The 17,557-nt window shown below is 61.2% G+C and carries 14 protein-coding genes; 1 reads left to right on the forward strand and 13 read right to left on the reverse strand.

Translation table 11 applies throughout. From position 1 onward, the window contains the following. Positions 1-74 precede the first annotated feature (74 nt). From QWI18_RS06455 to secA, 4 genes are all read right to left on the reverse strand, one after another. On the reverse strand, positions 75-1,019 hold the full coding sequence (locus tag QWI18_RS06455) for a Nudix family hydrolase (RefSeq protein WP_369318462.1): 945 nt from the start codon (positions 1,017-1,019) through the stop codon (positions 75-77). 2 nt (positions 1,020-1,021) lie between these two features. Then, the gene (locus tag QWI18_RS06460; RefSeq protein WP_369318463.1) at positions 1,022-1,648 is read right to left on the reverse strand and encodes a glutathione S-transferase family protein; all 627 of its coding nucleotides are present in this window, start codon (positions 1,646-1,648) and stop codon (positions 1,022-1,024) included. 38 nt (positions 1,649-1,686) lie between these two features. Then, positions 1,687-2,904 (reverse strand): bifunctional glutamate N-acetyltransferase/amino-acid acetyltransferase ArgJ, encoded by a 1,218-nt coding sequence (argJ, locus tag QWI18_RS06465; RefSeq protein ID WP_369318464.1) that lies wholly within the window; start codon positions 2,902-2,904, stop codon positions 1,687-1,689. 135 nt (positions 2,905-3,039) lie between these two features. After that, positions 3,040-5,790 carry a preprotein translocase subunit SecA gene (gene secA, locus QWI18_RS06470; RefSeq protein WP_192132759.1) on the reverse strand — a complete coding sequence of 917 codons (2,751 nt, stop codon included), beginning with the start codon at positions 5,788-5,790 and terminating at the stop codon, positions 3,040-3,042. Positions 5,791-6,109: 319 nt separating this feature from the next. On the opposite strand from secA, the gene QWI18_RS06475 reads away from it, so the two are divergent. Beyond that, the gene (locus tag QWI18_RS06475; protein ID WP_192132758.1) at positions 6,110-6,577 is read left to right on the forward strand and encodes a DUF721 domain-containing protein; all 468 of its coding nucleotides are present in this window, start codon (positions 6,110-6,112) and stop codon (positions 6,575-6,577) included. 521 nt (positions 6,578-7,098) lie between these two features. Here QWI18_RS06475 and lpxC read toward each other — a convergent pair. From lpxC to murD, 9 genes are all read right to left on the reverse strand, one after another. Next, the gene (lpxC, locus tag QWI18_RS06480) at positions 7,099-8,010 is read right to left on the reverse strand and encodes a UDP-3-O-acyl-N-acetylglucosamine deacetylase (protein WP_065992158.1); all 912 of its coding nucleotides are present in this window, start codon (positions 8,008-8,010) and stop codon (positions 7,099-7,101) included. Positions 8,011-8,122: 112 nt separating this feature from the next. Next, positions 8,123-9,313, reverse strand: coding sequence for a cell division protein FtsZ (gene ftsZ / locus QWI18_RS06485; protein ID WP_074884474.1), 1,191 nt, complete (start codon positions 9,311-9,313; stop codon positions 8,123-8,125). Positions 9,314-9,376: 63 nt separating this feature from the next. Then, positions 9,377-10,636, reverse strand: coding sequence for a cell division protein FtsA (gene ftsA, locus QWI18_RS06490; protein WP_037014678.1), 1,260 nt, complete (start codon positions 10,634-10,636; stop codon positions 9,377-9,379). A 15-nt stretch (positions 10,637-10,651) separates the two neighbouring features. After that, the gene (locus QWI18_RS06495; protein ID WP_192132757.1) at positions 10,652-11,524 is read right to left on the reverse strand and encodes a cell division protein FtsQ/DivIB; all 873 of its coding nucleotides are present in this window, start codon (positions 11,522-11,524) and stop codon (positions 10,652-10,654) included. Between the two features lie 3 nt (positions 11,525-11,527). After that, positions 11,528-12,487 (reverse strand): D-alanine--D-alanine ligase, encoded by a 960-nt coding sequence (locus QWI18_RS06500; RefSeq protein ID WP_192132755.1) that lies wholly within the window; start codon positions 12,485-12,487, stop codon positions 11,528-11,530. Next, on the reverse strand, positions 12,484-13,944 hold the full coding sequence (gene murC, locus QWI18_RS06505) for a UDP-N-acetylmuramate--L-alanine ligase (RefSeq protein ID WP_065992150.1): 1,461 nt from the start codon (positions 13,942-13,944) through the stop codon (positions 12,484-12,486). The genes QWI18_RS06500 and murC overlap by 4 nt, the downstream gene beginning before the upstream one ends. Next, on the reverse strand, positions 13,937-15,010 hold the full coding sequence (murG, locus tag QWI18_RS06510; RefSeq protein WP_065992149.1) for an undecaprenyldiphospho-muramoylpentapeptide beta-N-acetylglucosaminyltransferase: 1,074 nt from the start codon (positions 15,008-15,010) through the stop codon (positions 13,937-13,939). Before murG ends, murC begins: the two co-directional genes overlap by 8 nt. After that, positions 14,997-16,211: a putative lipid II flippase FtsW gene (gene ftsW, locus QWI18_RS06515; RefSeq protein ID WP_192132846.1), complete on the reverse strand. Its 1,215-nt coding sequence runs from the start codon at positions 16,209-16,211 to the stop codon at positions 14,997-14,999. Before ftsW ends, murG begins: the two co-directional genes overlap by 14 nt. After that, a complete protein-coding gene (gene murD / locus QWI18_RS06520; protein ID WP_192132753.1) occupies positions 16,211-17,557 on the reverse strand; it encodes a UDP-N-acetylmuramoyl-L-alanine--D-glutamate ligase in 1,347 nt (448 codons plus the stop codon). The genes ftsW and murD overlap by 1 nt, the downstream gene beginning before the upstream one ends.

Raw genomic sequence — 17,557 nt, forward strand, 5'->3', positions numbered from 1 at the left:
CCACAATGATCCCATTCGCCGCTGAATCTGCGGTGTAGCAACCTTAGATCTCGCGGCTCGGACTTCGACAGCTGTCAGCTTTGCGGCCAGAACGCGCGAATGCCGGCCACACCCTGCGCACCACTCTCCCAAGCGTGCTGACGGTCCGTCGGCCCTACCCCGCCCAGCAGATAAACCGGCTTGCTGAAGCCCTCGATCAACTCGCGGGCCTTTTCCCATCCCAGCGGCTGGGCATCTGGATGGCTTTGGGTCGGCAGCACGGGCGAGAGCGTGACGAAATCCACGCCCATCTGCTCGGCCAGACTCAACTCTTCGGCGTCGTGACACGAGGCCGCCAGCCAACGGTCTTCGGGAAACGGACGGCCCTTGCTGGCGTATTTGCGCAGCTGTTCGCTGGTCAGGTGCCAGCCCGCTGCCGGAAAGTCACCAAGCCATTCGCGCGGTCCTTTGAGCATCAACTGCGCCTTGCCCGCGCATAGCCCGACCGCGTCCACCGCCACGTCACGGTATTTCGGGTCGTACATGTTCGGCGCACGCAGCTGAACCAGCTTGATGCCGCCGGCCACTGCCGTGCGTATACCGCGCAACAGCTCCGGCGTGTCCAGATCGTCCGGGGTGATGAGGTACTCACCCGGCAAACGCGCAGCGGCCACGATCGGCCGATTCGCTGCCGGGAATTCATACTCGGCCAGCTCCCGCTGCGATACCCAGGCCAGCGGTTGCCCTTCAACACCGTCGGGCTCGCCGGTGAACGACGAGACTTCCCAGACATCCAGCAACACCTGCTTGTCCGGGTAGTCGTGCTTGATCTTGATCAGCGGACGCGCTGCAGTCACGACGATGCCCAGCTCTTCGTGCAGCTCGCGGGACAGCGCTGCTTCGACCGACTCATCAGGTTCGACCTTGCCGCCGGGAAACTCCCACAAGCCGCCTTGATGCTGTTTGTCGGCGCGTCGTGCGATGAGGATCTTGCCGTCGGTGCCACGGATCACCGCCGCGGCCACATGGATGCGTTTCACGTTCAACCTTCCTCCAGACCCGCCTGCTGCCAGCGCTTGAACTCAGGCCACTGATAAATCGTTTCGACGTAGGCTGCCGCGTCTGAGGGCAACTCGACGTGATAGGTACGAAAGCGCACGGCGACCGGTGCGAAGAACGCATCGACGATGCCCGGCGTGCCGAACAGGAAACCTTCACTCACACCCGACACCGCGCGGCATTCACACCACAGCGCAACCATGCGGTCGATGTCTGCCTGAGCTTCGACCGAAATGACTTCCAGCGCCTCGTCCTGGCGCAAATCCATCGGCAAACGCGAGCGCAGTCCGACAAAGCCGCTGTGCATTTGCGCGCATGCCGACCGGGCCTGAGCACGGGCGGCGACGTCCGCCGGCCACAAACCTGCGTTCGGGAAGCGCTCTGCCAGGTACTCACAGATCGCCAATGAGTCGACGATGGTGCCGTGCTCGCACTTCAGCGCAGGGACTTTACCGGTCGGCGAGTGCTCAAGAATCAGGCGCGTGGTGTCGGCCTGATTCAGGCGAATCACCTGATCGGTGAACGCCTCGCCGGTCAGCGCAAGCGCCAGCCAGGGGCGCAACGACCAGGAGGAATAACGTTTGTCGCCGATGATCAGATGCAGGCTCATGTCTTGGCTCCATTGAAACCGGTGGACTCGCTCGTGACTCAGGTGCGGTATTCCGCGTTGATTTTCACGTATTCGTGCGACAGGTCGGTGGTCCAGATGGTCTCACTGCAATCGCCACGGCCCAGCTCGATGCGGATGGTGATTTCTTCCTGTGCCATCACCAGCGAGCCTTGCTCTTCAGTATAGGTGCTGGCGCGGGCGCCCTTGCTGGCGATGCAGACGTCACCCAGAAACACGTCGATCTTGCTCACGTCGAGGTTCGGCACGCCTGCGCGACCCACGGCCGCCAGGATGCGTCCCCAGTTCGGGTCCGACGCGAACAGCGCGGTTTTGATCAATGGCGAGTGGGCCACGGTGTAACCGACGTCCAGGCATTCCTGATGATTGCCGCCGCCGTTGACTTCGACGGTCACGAACTTCGTCGCGCCCTCGCCGTCACGGACGATGGCCTGGGCGACATCCATGCAGACCTCGAAGACGGCTTTTTTCAGCGCTTCGAACAGTGGGCCCTTGGCCTCGGTCACCGCGGGCAGGTCGGCCTGGCCGGTGGCGATCAGCATGCAGCAGTCGTTGGTCGACGTGTCGCCATCGATGGTGATGCGGTTGAACGACTTGTTGGCGCCGTCGCGAATCAGGTCCTGCAGCACGTCCGGCGCCACATTGGCGTCGGTGGCGATATAACCAAGCATGGTCGCCATGTTCGGACGAATCATGCCCGCGCCTTTGCTGATGCCGGTCACAGTGACGGTCACGCCATCCAGCACGAACTGACGGCTCGCACCCTTCGGCAGCGTGTCGGTGGTCATGATGCCGGTGGCCGCCGCAGCCCAGTTGTCGACGGACAAATCATCCAGCGCCGCCTGCAGCGCGCCTTCGATCTTCTCGACGGGCAATGGCTCGCCGATAACGCCAGTGGAAAACGGCAGCACGGCGCTGGCATCGACCCCGGTGATCTCGGCCAGCTTCGCGCAGGTGCGCTCGGCAGCGGCCAGGCCCGGTTCGCCAGTGCCGGCGTTGGCGTTGCCGGTGTTGGTCAGCAAATAGCGCACCGCGCCTTGCACGCGCTGCCTGGCGAGGATCACCGGTGCCGCGCAAAAGGCGTTCAGCGTGAACACGCCTGCGACGCTGGAGCCTTCGGCGCAGCGCATGACGACGACATCTTTGCGCCCCGGGCGCTTGATGCCGGCGGAAGCGATGCCGAGTTCAAAACCGGGAACCGGGTGCAGCGTCGGCAAAGGACCAAGACCAACAGCCATGAAGTGCGCTCCTTGAAAGACAGTCACGCCATGCGGCCTCGCCGACACGGCTCGATTGATTGAAAAACGCCGCGACGGCTAAGCCGGTCGCGGCGTGATGTTACAGGTCAGCTACAGCTCGTCGCGATGGGCGAATCAGCTGATCTGGCCGTGGCAGTGCTTGAATTTCTTGCCCGAACCACACCAGCACAATTCGTTGCGACCCAGCTTCTGGTCGTTGCGAACCGGTGACAGTGCAGCGGCAGCCGCTACCGCGACGTCCTCACCCTCTTCGGCGAGCAGGTCCGGCTGATCCAGACCCGGTGCTTCGGCGTGCTGGAACTGCATGCGCTGGGCCAGCTCCTCGGCTTCGCGGCGCAGGCGCGCCTCTTCCTCGGCCGGATCTTCGCGGCGAACCTGAACGTGGGACAGCACACGAATGGCGTCGCGCTTGATCGAATCGAGCAGCTCCTGGAACAGGGCAAACGACTCGCGCTTGTATTCCTGCTTCGGGTTCTTCTGAGCGTAACCGCGCAGGTGGATACCGTGACGCAGGTGATCCATGGTCGACAGGTGGTCTTTCCACAGGTCGTCCAGCACGCGCAGGAGAATCTGCTTCTCGAACGTGCGCAGCGCCTCGGCACTGGCCTGGTCTTCTTTCTCGTTGTAGGCGGCCAGAATGGCTTCCATCAACTTCGGACGCAGGGTGTCTTCGTTGAGGTGATCGTCTTCGTCGAGCCACTGCTGAACCGGCAGCTTCACGCCGAAATCGCTGCTCAGCGCGGCTTCCAGACCCGCGACATTCCACTGCTCGGGCAACGACTGCGGCGGGATGTGCGCGGTGATGGTGGCGTCGAGGACTTCTTCACGGAACTCGGCAATGGTGTCACCAATGTTGGTCGCAGCCAGCAGGCTGTTACGCATGTGGTAGATCACTTTGCGCTGTTCGTTGGAGACGTCGTCGAACTCGAGCAACTGCTTACGGATGTCGAAGTTGCGGCCTTCGACCTTGCGCTGCGCTTTCTCGATCGCGTTGGTCACCATGCGGTGCTCGATCGCTTCGCCGGACTGCATGCCCAGCGCTTTCATGAAGTTCTTCACCCGGTCAGAGGCGAAGATGCGCATCAGGCTGTCTTCCAGCGACAGGTAGAAGCGGCTCGAACCGGTGTCACCCTGACGACCCGCACGGCCACGCAGCTGATTGTCGATACGACGGGATTCGTGACGCTCCGAAGCGATCACGTGCAGACCACCCGCTTCAATCACCTGCTGATGGCGCTTCTGCCAGTCGGCCTTGATCTGCGCGATTTGCTCAGGGGTCGGGTCTTCCAGGCTGGCCACTTCAACTTCCCAGTTACCGCCCAGCAGAATGTCGGTACCGCGACCGGCCATGTTGGTGGCGATGGTCAGCGCGCCCGGACGACCGGCCTGGGCAATGATTTCAGCTTCTTTTTCGTGGAACTTGGCGTTCAGAACCTTGTGCTCGATGCCTTCCTGCACCAGCAGGCGGGACATGTGCTCGGAGGTTTCGATCGTCGCCGTACCCACCAGCACCGGGCGTTGCTCGGCCAGACAGGCCTTGATGTCGGTGATGATCGCCGCGTATTTCTCTTCGGCGGTCAGGTACACGAGGTCGTTGAAATCTTTACGCGCCAACGGCTTGTTCGGCGGAATGACCATCACGGCCAGGGCGTAGATCTGGTGGAATTCGAACGCTTCGGTGTCCGCGGTACCGGTCATGCCGGACAGCTTGTTGTAGAGACGGAAGTAGTTCTGGAAGGTGGTCGAGGCCAGGGTCTGGCTCTCGGCCTGGATATTCAGGCCTTCCTTCGCTTCGATGGCCTGGTGCAGGCCTTCGGACAGACGACGACCCGGCATGGTACGGCCGGTGTGTTCGTCGACCAGAAGAATCTGGCCGTCCTGAACGATGTACTCGACGTTGCGATGGAACAGCTTGTGGGCACGCAGACCGGCATAAACGTGGGTCAGCAGACCGAGGTTGTGCGCGGAATAGAGGCTCTCGCCTTCAGCCAGCAAGCCGACTTCCGTGAGCATCTCTTCGATGAACTGGTGACCGGACTCGTTCAGCTCGACCTGACGGGACTTCTCGTCGATGGAGAAGTGGCCCTGCTGGGTGACCTGGCCTTCCACTTCCTCGATGTGCTGCTCGAGCTTGGGGATCAGCTTGTTGATTTCGGTGTAGAGCTTGGAGCTGTCTTCGGCCTGACCGGAGATGATCAGCGGTGTACGGGCTTCATCGATAAGGATCGAGTCGACTTCGTCGATCACGGCGAAATTCAGTTCACGCTGGAATTTGTCTTCCAGGCTGAACGCCATGTTGTCGCGCAGGTAATCGAAACCGAATTCGTTGTTGGTGCCGTAGGTGATGTCGGAGGCGTAGGCGGCGCGCTTCTCTTCCGGCGGCTGGAAAGGTGTTACCACGCCTACGGTCAGACCGAGGAATTCATACAGTGGGCGCATCCAGTTGGCGTCACGACGGGCCAGGTAGTCGTTCACCGTGACCACGTGCACGCCTTTGCCGGACAGTGCGTTGAGGTAGACCGCGAGGGTCGCGACGAGGGTCTTGCCCTCACCGGTACGCATCTCGGCGATCATGCCTTCGTGCAGTGTCATGCCGCCGATCAGCTGTACGTCGAAGTGACGCATGCCCATGATGCGTTTACCCGCCTCGCGGCAGACCGCGAAGGCTTCGGGCAAGAGCTGGTCGAGGGTCTCACCTTTGGCTATGCGGGCCTTCAACTCGTCGGTCTTGGCGCGCAGCTGTTCGTCCGAGAGGGCGAGCATTTGCTCTTCGAAGCTGTTGACGACCTGGACCGTCTTGAGCATGCGCTTCACTTCGCGCTCGTTCTTGCTTCCGAAAAGTTTTTTTAACAAAGGTGCAAACATATCGAAAGGATCTTCCACACATAGGGATGGAGGGCGGCCCCGTGAGTCGCCCGAGCAGCCCTCATGGCCGCATGCGAACGAGCATTCTACCCGGAAATGGTGGTGAGGAAAGTGGCGTTATTCCACGATGCTGGCACAGCAATGTTACGGGGCAGAAGTACAATAGGGTCATTTCCCGTGACTTCAACCCATGCGGGTGAGAAGTTTTATTAATGTTTTTTCATGATCGCGCCGTGCATTTGCACCCGGAACGCCTGACCTAAAGGTGCTTCCACCGATTCTGCTAAGATCACGCCCTGGCAACACAAGGCACCCCACCATGGCATTTCGTCCCCTACCGGCGCGCGCACCGGCTGTTCTCCTGCGCGAAGCCCGGCCGCTCAAAGCCATCTTCAACCACGCCCAACGCCTCGCGCACTTGCAGCGGCTGCTGGAAAGCCAGCTACAACCCGCTGCCCGCGAGCACTGTCATGTCGCGTCATGGCGCGAAGGCACCCTGCTACTCATCGTCACCGACGGCCACTGGGCCACCCGACTGCGCTATCAACAGAAGCGCTTGCAACGGCAACTGGTAGCGTTCAAGGAATTCGCCAACCTCACCCGGCTGCAACTGAAGGTACAGCCCGCGAGAACCCACCGGACCGAGATGGGGCATACACGCGATCTGTCGATTGCAGCGGCCGAAACCATCTCCGCAACGGCCGAAGGCATCACCGACCCGAAACTGCGTGCTGCCCTGGAGCGGCTGGCAGCGCATGCGACCCCGAAAGAGGCTGGGGAATCGTAAACTCGGAGAATGCCGGCGCTCGCACTGGCCTCTTCCCGGCTAAAGCCGGTCCTACATGAACACCGCGTGCGGTCAGTAGGGCCGACTCCACCTGTAGGACCGGCTTCAGCCGGGAAGCTTCTGATCTGCTTTAACGCTTTTGATCTTCATACGCATAAAGCCCAGACACCGCCAAACGCGACTTGGGTGCAGGCTGAACGCAGGTCTCGCGCAGTGGGCCGAGCCGCATGGATGCGGCGAGAGCGCCGTCAGGGCATGGATGCCCGTTCGGCGCGGGCCCACGGAGCGAGACCGGAGTGAAGGAACCCTGACGAAGGAAGGGCCCAACCGAGAGCAAGCACCCTTGGTTACTTGGGGTGCTTTTCCAAGTAACTCGCCGAAGGCGAAATGTCTGCCGTTAGGCAGAACCGCGATCGCATGCGCGGCACATGGCCCCTGGAATAGGGCGCGTTACCGAGCACCCATAAAAAAGGCCACCCGAAGGTGGCCTGAAAACAACAAAACTAGGAAGAAGAGACTGTTTACACCGCCGCAACGGGGCGCATGTAAGAGATCGGTGCGGTGCTGGCATCTTCGAAGGTCACAACTTCCCAAGCGTCTTCCTGAGCGATCAACGCACGAAGCAAACGATTGTTCAGACCGTGTCCCGACTTGAAGCCCTGATACTCGCCGATCAGACTGTTGCCCAACAGATACAGGTCACCGATGGCATCCAGAATCTTGTGCTTCACGAACTCGTCTTCATAACGAAGACCGTCCTCGTTCAACACGCCGTCCTTGTCCACGACGATCGCGTTTTCAACGCTGCCGCCCAGAGCAAGGTTATGTTTACGCAGATACTCGATGTCTTTCATGAAACCGAATGTCCGCGCACGGCTCACTTCTTTAACGAACGAAGTGCTGGAAAAATCCACACAAGCCGTTTGCGTACGGTTCTTCAGATAAGGGTGATCGAAATCGATCTCGAACCCTACCTTGAACCCTTCAAACGGTAAGAACTTGGCGGACTTGCCGTCTTCTTCTACGCACACTTCTTTAAGTATGCGGATGAATTTCTTCGGTGCGTCCTGTTCTTCCAGGCCAGCCGATTGAATCAGGAATACGAAGGGACCTGCGCTGCCATCCATGATTGGAACTTCGGAGGCAGAAAGTTCAACGTAGGCGTTATCGATGCCAAGACCGGCCATGGCCGACAGCAAGTGCTCGACCGTATCGACCTTCACGTCGCCATTGAACAGCGTCGTGGAAAGCGTGGTGTCACCCACATTCAACGCGTGAGCGTTGATCTGGACCACCGGCTCAAGGTCGGTACGGAAAAACACAATGCCAGCGTTCACAGGTGCTGGTTTGAGGGTCAGGTAAACCTTCTCCCCCGAGTGCAGGCCGATACCTGTGGCACGGATAATATTTTTCAGGGTGCGTTGTTTAATCATGGCATTGGCCGCTTCAGCGCGTATCGCGAATTAGTATCAACAAAGGCTGGCGATGATAGCAGACCCCGCCTTTGCTGAACACCAATCACCCTTATACCCCTGATAGAACCCATTAATCAGCCTGACGACGCAGGAACGCTGGAATATCCAGATAATCCAGATCGTCTTGCGGGTTCATCTTCGCGGCGGCTGTTGCGCCCGCGTGTGCCTGATTGCGCATCACGGTTGGACGGTCCAGATCGCGGTAGTTGACCGAAGGCAGCTCCTGGCGTGCGGCGTGTTGCTGCGCAGGTGCGGCTTGAGCGGTCTGCATGGTGTTGTCGATGACCTTCACAGGCTTCTCGATTTTTGCACCCAGGCCAGTGGCAACCACAGTCACGTGCAGCTCGTCGCGCATGTCCGGATCGATAACGGTACCGACCTTGACCATGGCGTGCTCGGAGGCGAACGCTTCAATGATGCTACCCACGTCGGAGTACTCACCCAGAGACAGGTCAGGACCGGCGGTGATGTTGACCAGAATGCCGCGAGCGCCTTGCAGGTTCACGTCTTCCAGCAACGGGTTGCGAATCGCCGCTTCGGTGGCTTCACGCGCACGGTTCGGACCGCTGGCGCAGCCAGTGCCCATCATCGCCATGCCCATTTCGGACATCACGGTGCGGACGTCGGCGAAGTCGACGTTGATCATGCCCGGACGCTTGATGATGTCGGAGATACCGCGAACGGCACCGGCCAGTACATCGTCAGCCTTGGCGAAAGCCGACAGCAGGCTGGCGTCTTTACCGAGGATGGTCAGCAGCTTCTCGTTGGGAATAGTGATCAACGAGTCGACGCTTTCGGACAGCGCGCGGATGCCTTCATCGGCGATCTGCATGCGCTTGCGGCCTTCGAACGGGAACGGACGAGTGACGACCGCAACAGTAAGAATGCCCATTTCCTTGGCCACTTCAGCAATGATCGGCGCAGCACCGGTACCGGTACCGCCGCCCATGCCAGTGGTGATGAAGACCATGTTGGTGCCTTGCAGCACTTCAGCGATGCGCTCGCGGTCTTCCAGTGCAGCCTGACGGCCGACTTCAGGATTCGCACCTGCGCCCAAGCCTTTGGTCACGCCGGTACCCAATTGCAGAATGGTACGTGCGCCAATGTTTTTCAGGGCCTGAGCATCGGTGTTGGCGCAGATGAACTCGACGCCTTCGATGTTGCTTTTGACCATGTGATTGACTGCGTTGCCGCCGCCACCACCAACGCCGATAACTTTAATTACCGGGCTTTGTGGGATGTTGTCTACGAGCTCGAACATGTTCCCTCTCCTTCAGTTCTCTAGTTTTATGTCGCCTGTTGCCTGCCTACCACTTTTTGAATCTTAGAAATTCCCCTGAACCCAGCGTTTCAGACGCTCTAACACTGGGGCCTTCGGTTCATCGCTATAACTGCTACCGGAGCCGGAAAGGCCGGACAGCGAGATGCCGTCAGACTGCTTTTGCAGTCCGTACAGCAACAGGCCGACGCCGGTGGAGTAAATCGGGTTGCGGACAACGTCCGCGAGCCCTTTGACACTGTGCGGCACGCCAAGGCGGACCGGCATGTGGAAGATCTCTTCGGCCAGTTCGACCGCGCCTTCCATTTTCGAGGTACCACCGGTCAGCACGATGCCGGCCGGGATCAAGTCTTCGTAGCCGCTGCGACGCAGTTCGGCCTGAATCAGGGTGAACAGCTCGTCATAGCGTGGCTCGACCACTTCGGCGAGGGCCTGACGGGACAGTTCACGGGGCGGACGGTCGCCGACGCTTGGCACTTTGATGGTTTCACCGGCGCCGGCCAGTTTGGCCAGGGCGCAGGCGTAACGGATCTTGATCTCTTCGGCGTACTGGGTCGGTGTACGCAGCGCCATGGCGATGTCGTTGGTGACCTGGTCGCCGGCAATCGGGATAACGGCGGTGTGACGGATCGCGCCTTCGGTGAAGATCGCGATATCGGTGGTGCCGCCGCCGATGTCCACCAGGCACACGCCCAGCTCTTTCTCGTCGTCGGTCAGCACCGAGTAGGCCGAGGCCAGTTGCTCGAGGATGATGTCGTCGACTTCAAGGCCACAGCGGCGCACGCATTTTTCGATGTTCTGCGCAGCATTCACCGCGCAGGTCACCACGTGAACCTTGGCTTCAAGACGCACGCCCGACATGCCCAGTGGCTCGCGAACGCCTTCCTGGTTATCGATGACGTAGTCCTGCGGCAGCGTGTGCAGCACGCGCTGGTCAGCCGGGATCGCCACGGCCTGGGCAGCGTCGAGCACGCGTTCAAGGTCGGCCGAGCTGACTTCGCGGTCGCGAATTGCCACGATGCCATGGGAGTTCAGGCTGCGGATGTGATTGCCCGCAACGCCGACGAACGCCGAGTGAATCCGGCAACCGGCCATCAGCTGCGCTTCTTCTACTGCGCGCTGGATCGATTGCACGGTGGACTCGATATTCACCACCACGCCCTTCTTCAGGCCGCGGGACGGGTGAGTGCCAATACCGACGATTTCCAGCGTGCCATCAGCCGCGACTTCGCCTACCAGCGCCACCACTTTGGAGGTGCCGATATCCAATCCGACGATCATTTTGCCGCTTTGCACGTTTGCCATGGGTCCTGCCTCTTATCAATTCTTCGCGACGGCGGGTTTGTCCGTCGTTGGCGCTGCTGCCTGTTCGCGCCAACCAACGGCCAGGCCGTTGTTGTAACGAAGGTCGACTCGCGCAATGTTCGTGATCTGGTCTTTCAGTGTCTTGTCGTAGATGGCGATAAAGCGGCGCATCTTCTCAAGCAGATTGCCTCGTCCCAGCAGCAGCTCCAGGCCTGGGCCTGCACTGCCTGCGCCGGTGGTCAGAAACCAGCTGCCTCGCTCACGCAGTTCCAGGCGAGCGATGGAGAACCCCAGCGGGCGCAACATCTGGCTCAGTACCTGGTACTGCTGCATCACCTGCTGTTGAGCCCGCTGTGGCCCGAACAACTGCGGAAGGTGTTCGTAATTGGCCAGTTCACGCGGGGTGAATGCCTGGCCCTGGTTGTTCAGCAGGGATTGATCGCCCCAGCGCGCAACCGGTAATTGTTCTTCCAGACGGATCACCACCTGATCCGGCCAGACGCGGCGGACCTCGGCGTGGGCGATCCACGGCATTTGCTCAAGCTCGGTGCGCATGCCGGCCAAATCGATGTTGAAGAAGCTGGTCGCCACGAACGGCGCGATCCGCTGCTGCACGGCTTGCTGACTGATGTAGCTCAAGTCGCCCTGCACGTTGATTCGCGAGATCGGCCGGTCGGCGTAAGGCAGCAGACGCTGGGCGGCTTCGTACGTACCAAAACCGAATACCACCAAGAGCACCGGCCACATCAGGCTGCGCAGGAAACCGAAGTTCGGTCGCGACATGCGCGACGACATGGGCTCCTTGGCCACCATGCGGCTGGCACCCCGCGGCACCGGCTTGTTGCGGCCGGTAGCGGATTGCTGATGACGAACCGTTGCGCCGTGCATGATTTACCCTCGCACCTGGACGCTGTCGGCCAGAATCGCTAACACCAACTGTTGGAAATCGAGCCCGGCCGCGCGCGCAGCCATGGGCACAAGGCTGTGGTCGGTCATGCCGGGAACGGTGTTCACTTCCAGCAGCCAGAATTTGCCATCGGCGTCCTGCATGACGTCGGTGCGCGCCCAGCCGGCAATGCCGACCGCTTCACACGCCCGCGCCGTGAGTGCCTTGAGTTCATCTTCTTTGGCTGCATCGAGGCCGCAAGGCATCCGGTACTGGGTATCGGAAGCCAGGTATTTGGCGTCGTAATCGTAAAAACTGTGGGGAGTACCCAGACCGATGGGAGGCAATACCTGCCCACGCAGAGAAGCGATGGTGAACTCCGGACCTTCAATCCATTGCTCGACCAACACTTGCGAATCGTAGGTACGGGCGGCGTTCCAGGCGGCGATCAATTCGTCGACGCCGGTCACCTTGGCCATACCGATACTGGAACCTTCATGGGCGGGTTTGACGATCAAAGGAAAGCCCAGTTCCGTTGCTGCAGAAATACAATCTGCCTCGCTGCTCAGCACGGCATGGCGGGGCGTCGGCAACCCGAGACTCTGCCAGACCTGCTTGGTGCGCAGCTTGTCCATCGCCAGCGCGGACGCGAGTACGCCGCTGCCGGTGTAGGGGATTTCCAGGCACTCCAGCAGACCCTGCATGGTGCCGTCTTCGCCACCGCGACCGTGCAGCACGATGAACGCGCGGTCGATCTTTTCGCTGACCAGCCGTTGCAGGAAATCCTCGCCCACGTCGATACCGAACGCGTCGACGCCTGCGCTTTGCAGGGCTTCAAGCACCGCATTGCCGGATTTCAGGGAAACCTCCCGCTCCTCGCTCTTGCCGCCGAACAGCACGGCGACGCGGCCGAAGCGTTTCGGCTCCAGCGTCGAGAACAGGGCAGACTGCAGGGCGGCTGTCATTTCAGCTTACCTTCGGTTGAGGCCACGATGGCGCCGGTAAACAGCGGGCTTTTCAGCAATTGCGGTGCGAGCCCGGCGATGTCGCCAGCGCCCTGGCACAGCAGAATGTCGCCGGCGCGCAGCAGCGGTTTGACCAGCGGAGCCAGTTCGACACCACGCTCGATGTAGATCGGATCAAGCTGACCGCGCTGGCGAATACTGTGGGCCATCTGACGGCTGTCGGCGCCCGGGATCGGTTCTTCGCCGGCGGGATAGACTTCCATCAGCAGCAGCACGTTGGCGTCGTTGAGGACCTGCACGAAATCGTCGTACAGATCGCGGGTGCGGCTGTACCGGTGCGGTTGGTAAACCATGACCAGACGGCGATCGGGCCAGCCGCCGCGCACAGCTTTGATGACGGCAGCAACTTCGGTCGGGTGGTGGCCGTAATCGTCGACCAGCATCACACTGCCGCCTTCGACCGGCAGCTCACCGTAGACCTGAAAACGTCGACCCACGCCCTGGAAGCCCGAAAGCCCCTGCACGATGGCCTCATCGGTAATGCCTTCGTCGGTGGCGATAGCAATGGTCGCCAGCGAATTGAGCACGTTGTGATTGCCCGGCATGTTCACCGACACATCAAGGGGCTCACGGTCGCGACGCAGCACGGTGAAGTACGTTTGCATGCCTTCCTGACGCACGTTAATCGCGCGTACGTCGGCCGCTTCGTTGAAACCATAAGTCATGGTCGGACGCTTGACCGACGGCAGAATGTCGCGCACCACCGGATCATCGATGCACACCACTGCCAGCCCGTAGAACGGCAGGTTGTGCAGGAACTCAACGAAGGTTTTCTTTAACTTGTTGAAGTCACCTTCGTAGGTCGCCATGTGATCGGCGTCGATATTCGTGACCACAGCCACCATGGGCTGAAGGTGCAGGAAACTCGCGTCGCTCTCGTCGGCTTCGGCGATCAGGTAACGGCTCGTACCCAACTGTGCGTTGGTGCCGGCGGCATTCAGGCGACCGCCAATGACGAACGTCGGATCAAGGCCCCCGGCTGCGAATACCGAAGCGATCAGGCTGGTGGTCGTGGTTTTGCCGTGTGTACCGGCGACAGCGATGCCGTGGCGATAGCGCATCAACTCGGCCAGCATTTCAGCCCGTGGCACGACTGGAATACGACGCTCAAGGGCGGTCGCCACTTCCGGGTTGGACGTGTTCACAGCGCTGGAGACGACCAGCACATCAGCGGGTGCAGCGTTTTCTGCCCGGTGGCCGATGAAAATCTGCGCACCGAAGGATTCCAGACGCTCGGTCACTGCCGAGGTCTTGAGGTCCGAACCCGACACGTCGTAACCCAGGTTCAGCAACACTTCAGCGATACCGCACATCCCCACGCCGCCGATGCCCACGAAGTGGATACGACGGATGCGGCGCATTTCCGGCTGGGGCATGGCGCGTTGATTCTCAACCATGGGCCACCTCCAGGCAGATATCGACGACGGTGTTGGTGGCGTCAGGCTTGGCCAGTTGGCGAGCCGTGACGGCCATGCGGTTCAATTGTTCGGGTTGCATCAAAACCTCTTTCAGGCGAGCGGCCATCTCGGCGGCGCCAGTTGTCGCTTGCGGCATGACGAAGGCAGCGCCCTCGCGAGCCAGATATTCGGCATTGCGCGACTGGTGATCGTCGATCGCGTGGGGCAAAGGCACCAGCAATGACGGCAGTCCGGCAGCAGCCAGTTCACTGACGGTCAACGCACCTGCGCGACAGACCACCAGATCCGCCCAGCCATAGGCTTGGGCCATGTCTTTGATGAACGGGGCGACCTGCGCCTCGACACCGGCGGCGCGGTAACGCTCGGCGGTCACTTCATCGTGATGCTTGCCGGCCTGATGAAACACTTCAGGGCGGATGTCGGCAGGCACTTGCGCCAGAGCTTCCGGCAGCAATTTGTTCAGCGGCTCGGCGCCCAGGCTTCCGCCCAGCACCAGCAAACGAGGCCGGCGACCGATCAGCGTCTGGCGCGGCGTCTCGAAAAACAGCTCGGCGCGCACCGGGTTACCGGTGGTACGGCGCTTGGCCGATGCGGCGAAGGTCTGCGGGAACGCTTCACAGACCCGCGCGGCGAAGGACGCCAGGCTGCGATTGGCCGTGCCCGCCACCGCGTTCTGCTCATGAATGATCAGCGGCACGCCAGCCAGCTTCGCCGCCAGACCGCCTGGGCCTGTCACGTAGCCACCGAAGCCGACGACGCAGACCGGCTTCAACTCACCCACCACCTTGCGCGCCTGCAACAACGCTTTGATCAACATGAACGGCGCCTTCAGCAGCGACAGCCGACCCTTGCCACGCAAACCCGTGACGTTGATCAGGTGCAGCTTCAAGCCTGCTGCGGGCACCAGCTCGTTCTCGATGCCGCGCGGCGTTCCCAGCCAATGCACGGTGTAACCGCGGGCCTGGAACTCACGGGCGCACGCCAGCGCCGGGAAAACGTGTCCGCCGGTGCCGCCTGCCATGATCAACACGTTACCGGCGGCCATGGGTCGGCTCCTCGGCAAAGTCGCTCTCCTGGAACTCGGCTTCTTCACTGCCCATGTTGTTGCGCGATTCCCATTCGATGCGCAGCAACAGCCCCAGACTCGCGCAGCAGATGATCAACGAACTGCCGCCGTAGCTGAGGAATGGCAGGGTCAGACCCTTGGTCGGCAGCAAACCGACGTTCACGCCGATGTTGATCAGGAACTGACCAATCCACAGGAAGGCCAGGCCGTAGGCGGTGTACGCGGCGAAGAACTGCTTGGCGCGCTCGGCCCACATGCCGATGTACATGGCGCGGATACTGACGAACACGAACAGCCCGACCGTAGCCAGTGAACCCACGACGCCCAGCTCTTCGGCCAGTACCGAGAACACGAAGTCGGTGTGGGCTTCCGGCAGGTAGAACTGCTTCTGAACACTGTTGCCAAGGCCGACGCCGAACCATTCGCCGCGACCGAAGGCGATCAACGCCTGGGTCAGCTGGTAGCCGGAACCGAATTGATCGGACCACGGGTCGGTGAAGGTAATCAGACGCGCCATCCGGTACGGCTGGGCCTGAACCAGAACGAACACTGCGGCAACCGCCAGGGCCACCATCAAACTGAAACGGAACAGGCCAACGCCGCCGAGGAACAGCATCGCTGCCGCCGCGCCCATCATCACGACCGTGGCGCCAAAGTCCGGCTCCATCAGCAGCAGGCCAGCCATCGGCAGCAAGACGATGAACGGCTTGAAGAAGCCCATCCAGCTCTCACGCACTTCCTGCTGGCGACGAATCAGGTAACCGGCCAGGAAAATCACCACGAATACCTTGGCGATTTCCGACGGCTGCACGTTGAACATGCCGAAGCCGATCCAACGCATCGAACCGTTCACCTCACGCCCGATGCCGGGCACGATCACCGCGATCAGCAGGCCGAATGCACCGATCAGCATCAGCCAGCCGAGACGCTGCCAAGTGGCGACGGGGACCATCATGGTCGCGACGCAAGCGACGAGGCCGAGCACCAGATAGATCAGGTGACGGGTCATCATGTACAGCGCGTTGCCCGACTGAACGGCGGCCACTTCCGACGACGCGGAAGTGATCATCACCAGGCCCAGGCCCAGCAACGCGAGGCAACCGGCGAGCATCGGGAAATCGACGTCAACGCCACGGCCGCTGATGATCGGCGACGGGTACGGCTTGATCACGCCAAAAATCATGACAAGTCCCCCACGGCCCGGGCGAACAGTTGTCCGCGCTCTTCGAAATTCTTGAACATGTCCAGGCTTGCGCAAGCAGGCGACAGCAATACGGCGTCCCCTTCCTGCGCGATATCAGCAGCACGTTGCACGGCTTCTTCCAATGTAGTGACGCGTACCAGAGGCACCGATTCGCCGAAGGTCGCGGCGAGCAAATCCGCATCGCGGCCCAGCAGGACAACGGCGCGGCAATGGGCGGCAACCGGGGCTTTCAACGGAGTGAAATCCGCGCCCTTGCCGTCGCCGCCGGCAATCAGCACCAGCTTGCCGTCGATGTCGGCGCCCAAGCCTTCGATCGCTGCCAGTGCAGCACCGACGTTGGTCGCTTTGGAGTCGTCGTAGTAATTCACGCCGTTGAGCTCACGCAGCCACTGGCAGCGATGAACCAGACCGGCAAATGTCTTGAGGCTGGCAAGCATGGCGTCAAACGGCAGACCCACCGCATGACCCAGCGCCAGTGCGGCCAGGGCGTTGGCCTGATTGTGGCCGCCACGGATTTTCAGCTCGCGGACCGGCATCAGGTTGTCGAACTGGAAGGCCAGATACTTCTCGCCGTTCTCTTCGCGCAAGCCGAAACCGTTTCTGTCGGGCTGGTTCAAACCAAAGGTCCAGCACGGCACGCCTTCGCCGATCAACGGGCGGGTCAGCGCGTCCTGACGATTGACCACCACCTGCCGCGCGCCACGGAAAATCCGGTGCTTGGCCAAGTGATAAGCCGGCAGCCCGGCGTAGCGATCCATGTGGTCTTCGCTAATGTTCAGCACGGTCGCCACTTCGGCGCCGAGTTGATCGGTGGTTTCCAACTGGAAGCTCGACAGTTCCATCACATACAGCTCGACGTCGTCGCTGAGCAGGTCCAGCGCCGGCGTGCCGAGATTGCCGCCGACCGCGACACGCTTGCCCGCTGCCGCAGCCATCTCGCCCACCAGCGTGGTGACCGTGCTTTTCGCGTTCGATCCGCTGATGGCCACGATAGGCGCCTTGGCGTTGCGGGCAAACAGCTCGATATCGCCGGACAACTTCACGCCGCGCATGGCCGCTTGCTGCAGCGCCGGGGTCGCCAACGCCAGGCCAGGGCTGACATACAGCTCGTCGGCGCGGCACAGGAATTCAACGTCCAGCTCACCACAGCGCACGTCGACCTGCGGGTAGTCACGGCGCAAGGTCGCGAGTTCTGGCGGATGCTCCCGCGTATCGGCGACAGCAAACGACACACCCCGGTTCGCCAGGAAGCGAACCAGGGACATGCCGCTCTTGCCGAGGCCGACAACGATGCGGAAGTGGTCAGAAGCGATCAGTGACAC

Origin of the sequence: Pseudomonas sp. W2Oct36 (assembly GCF_041060465.1) — a bacterium.
GTDB classification, from domain to species: Bacteria; Pseudomonadota; Gammaproteobacteria; order Pseudomonadales; family Pseudomonadaceae; genus Aquipseudomonas; species Aquipseudomonas graminis_B.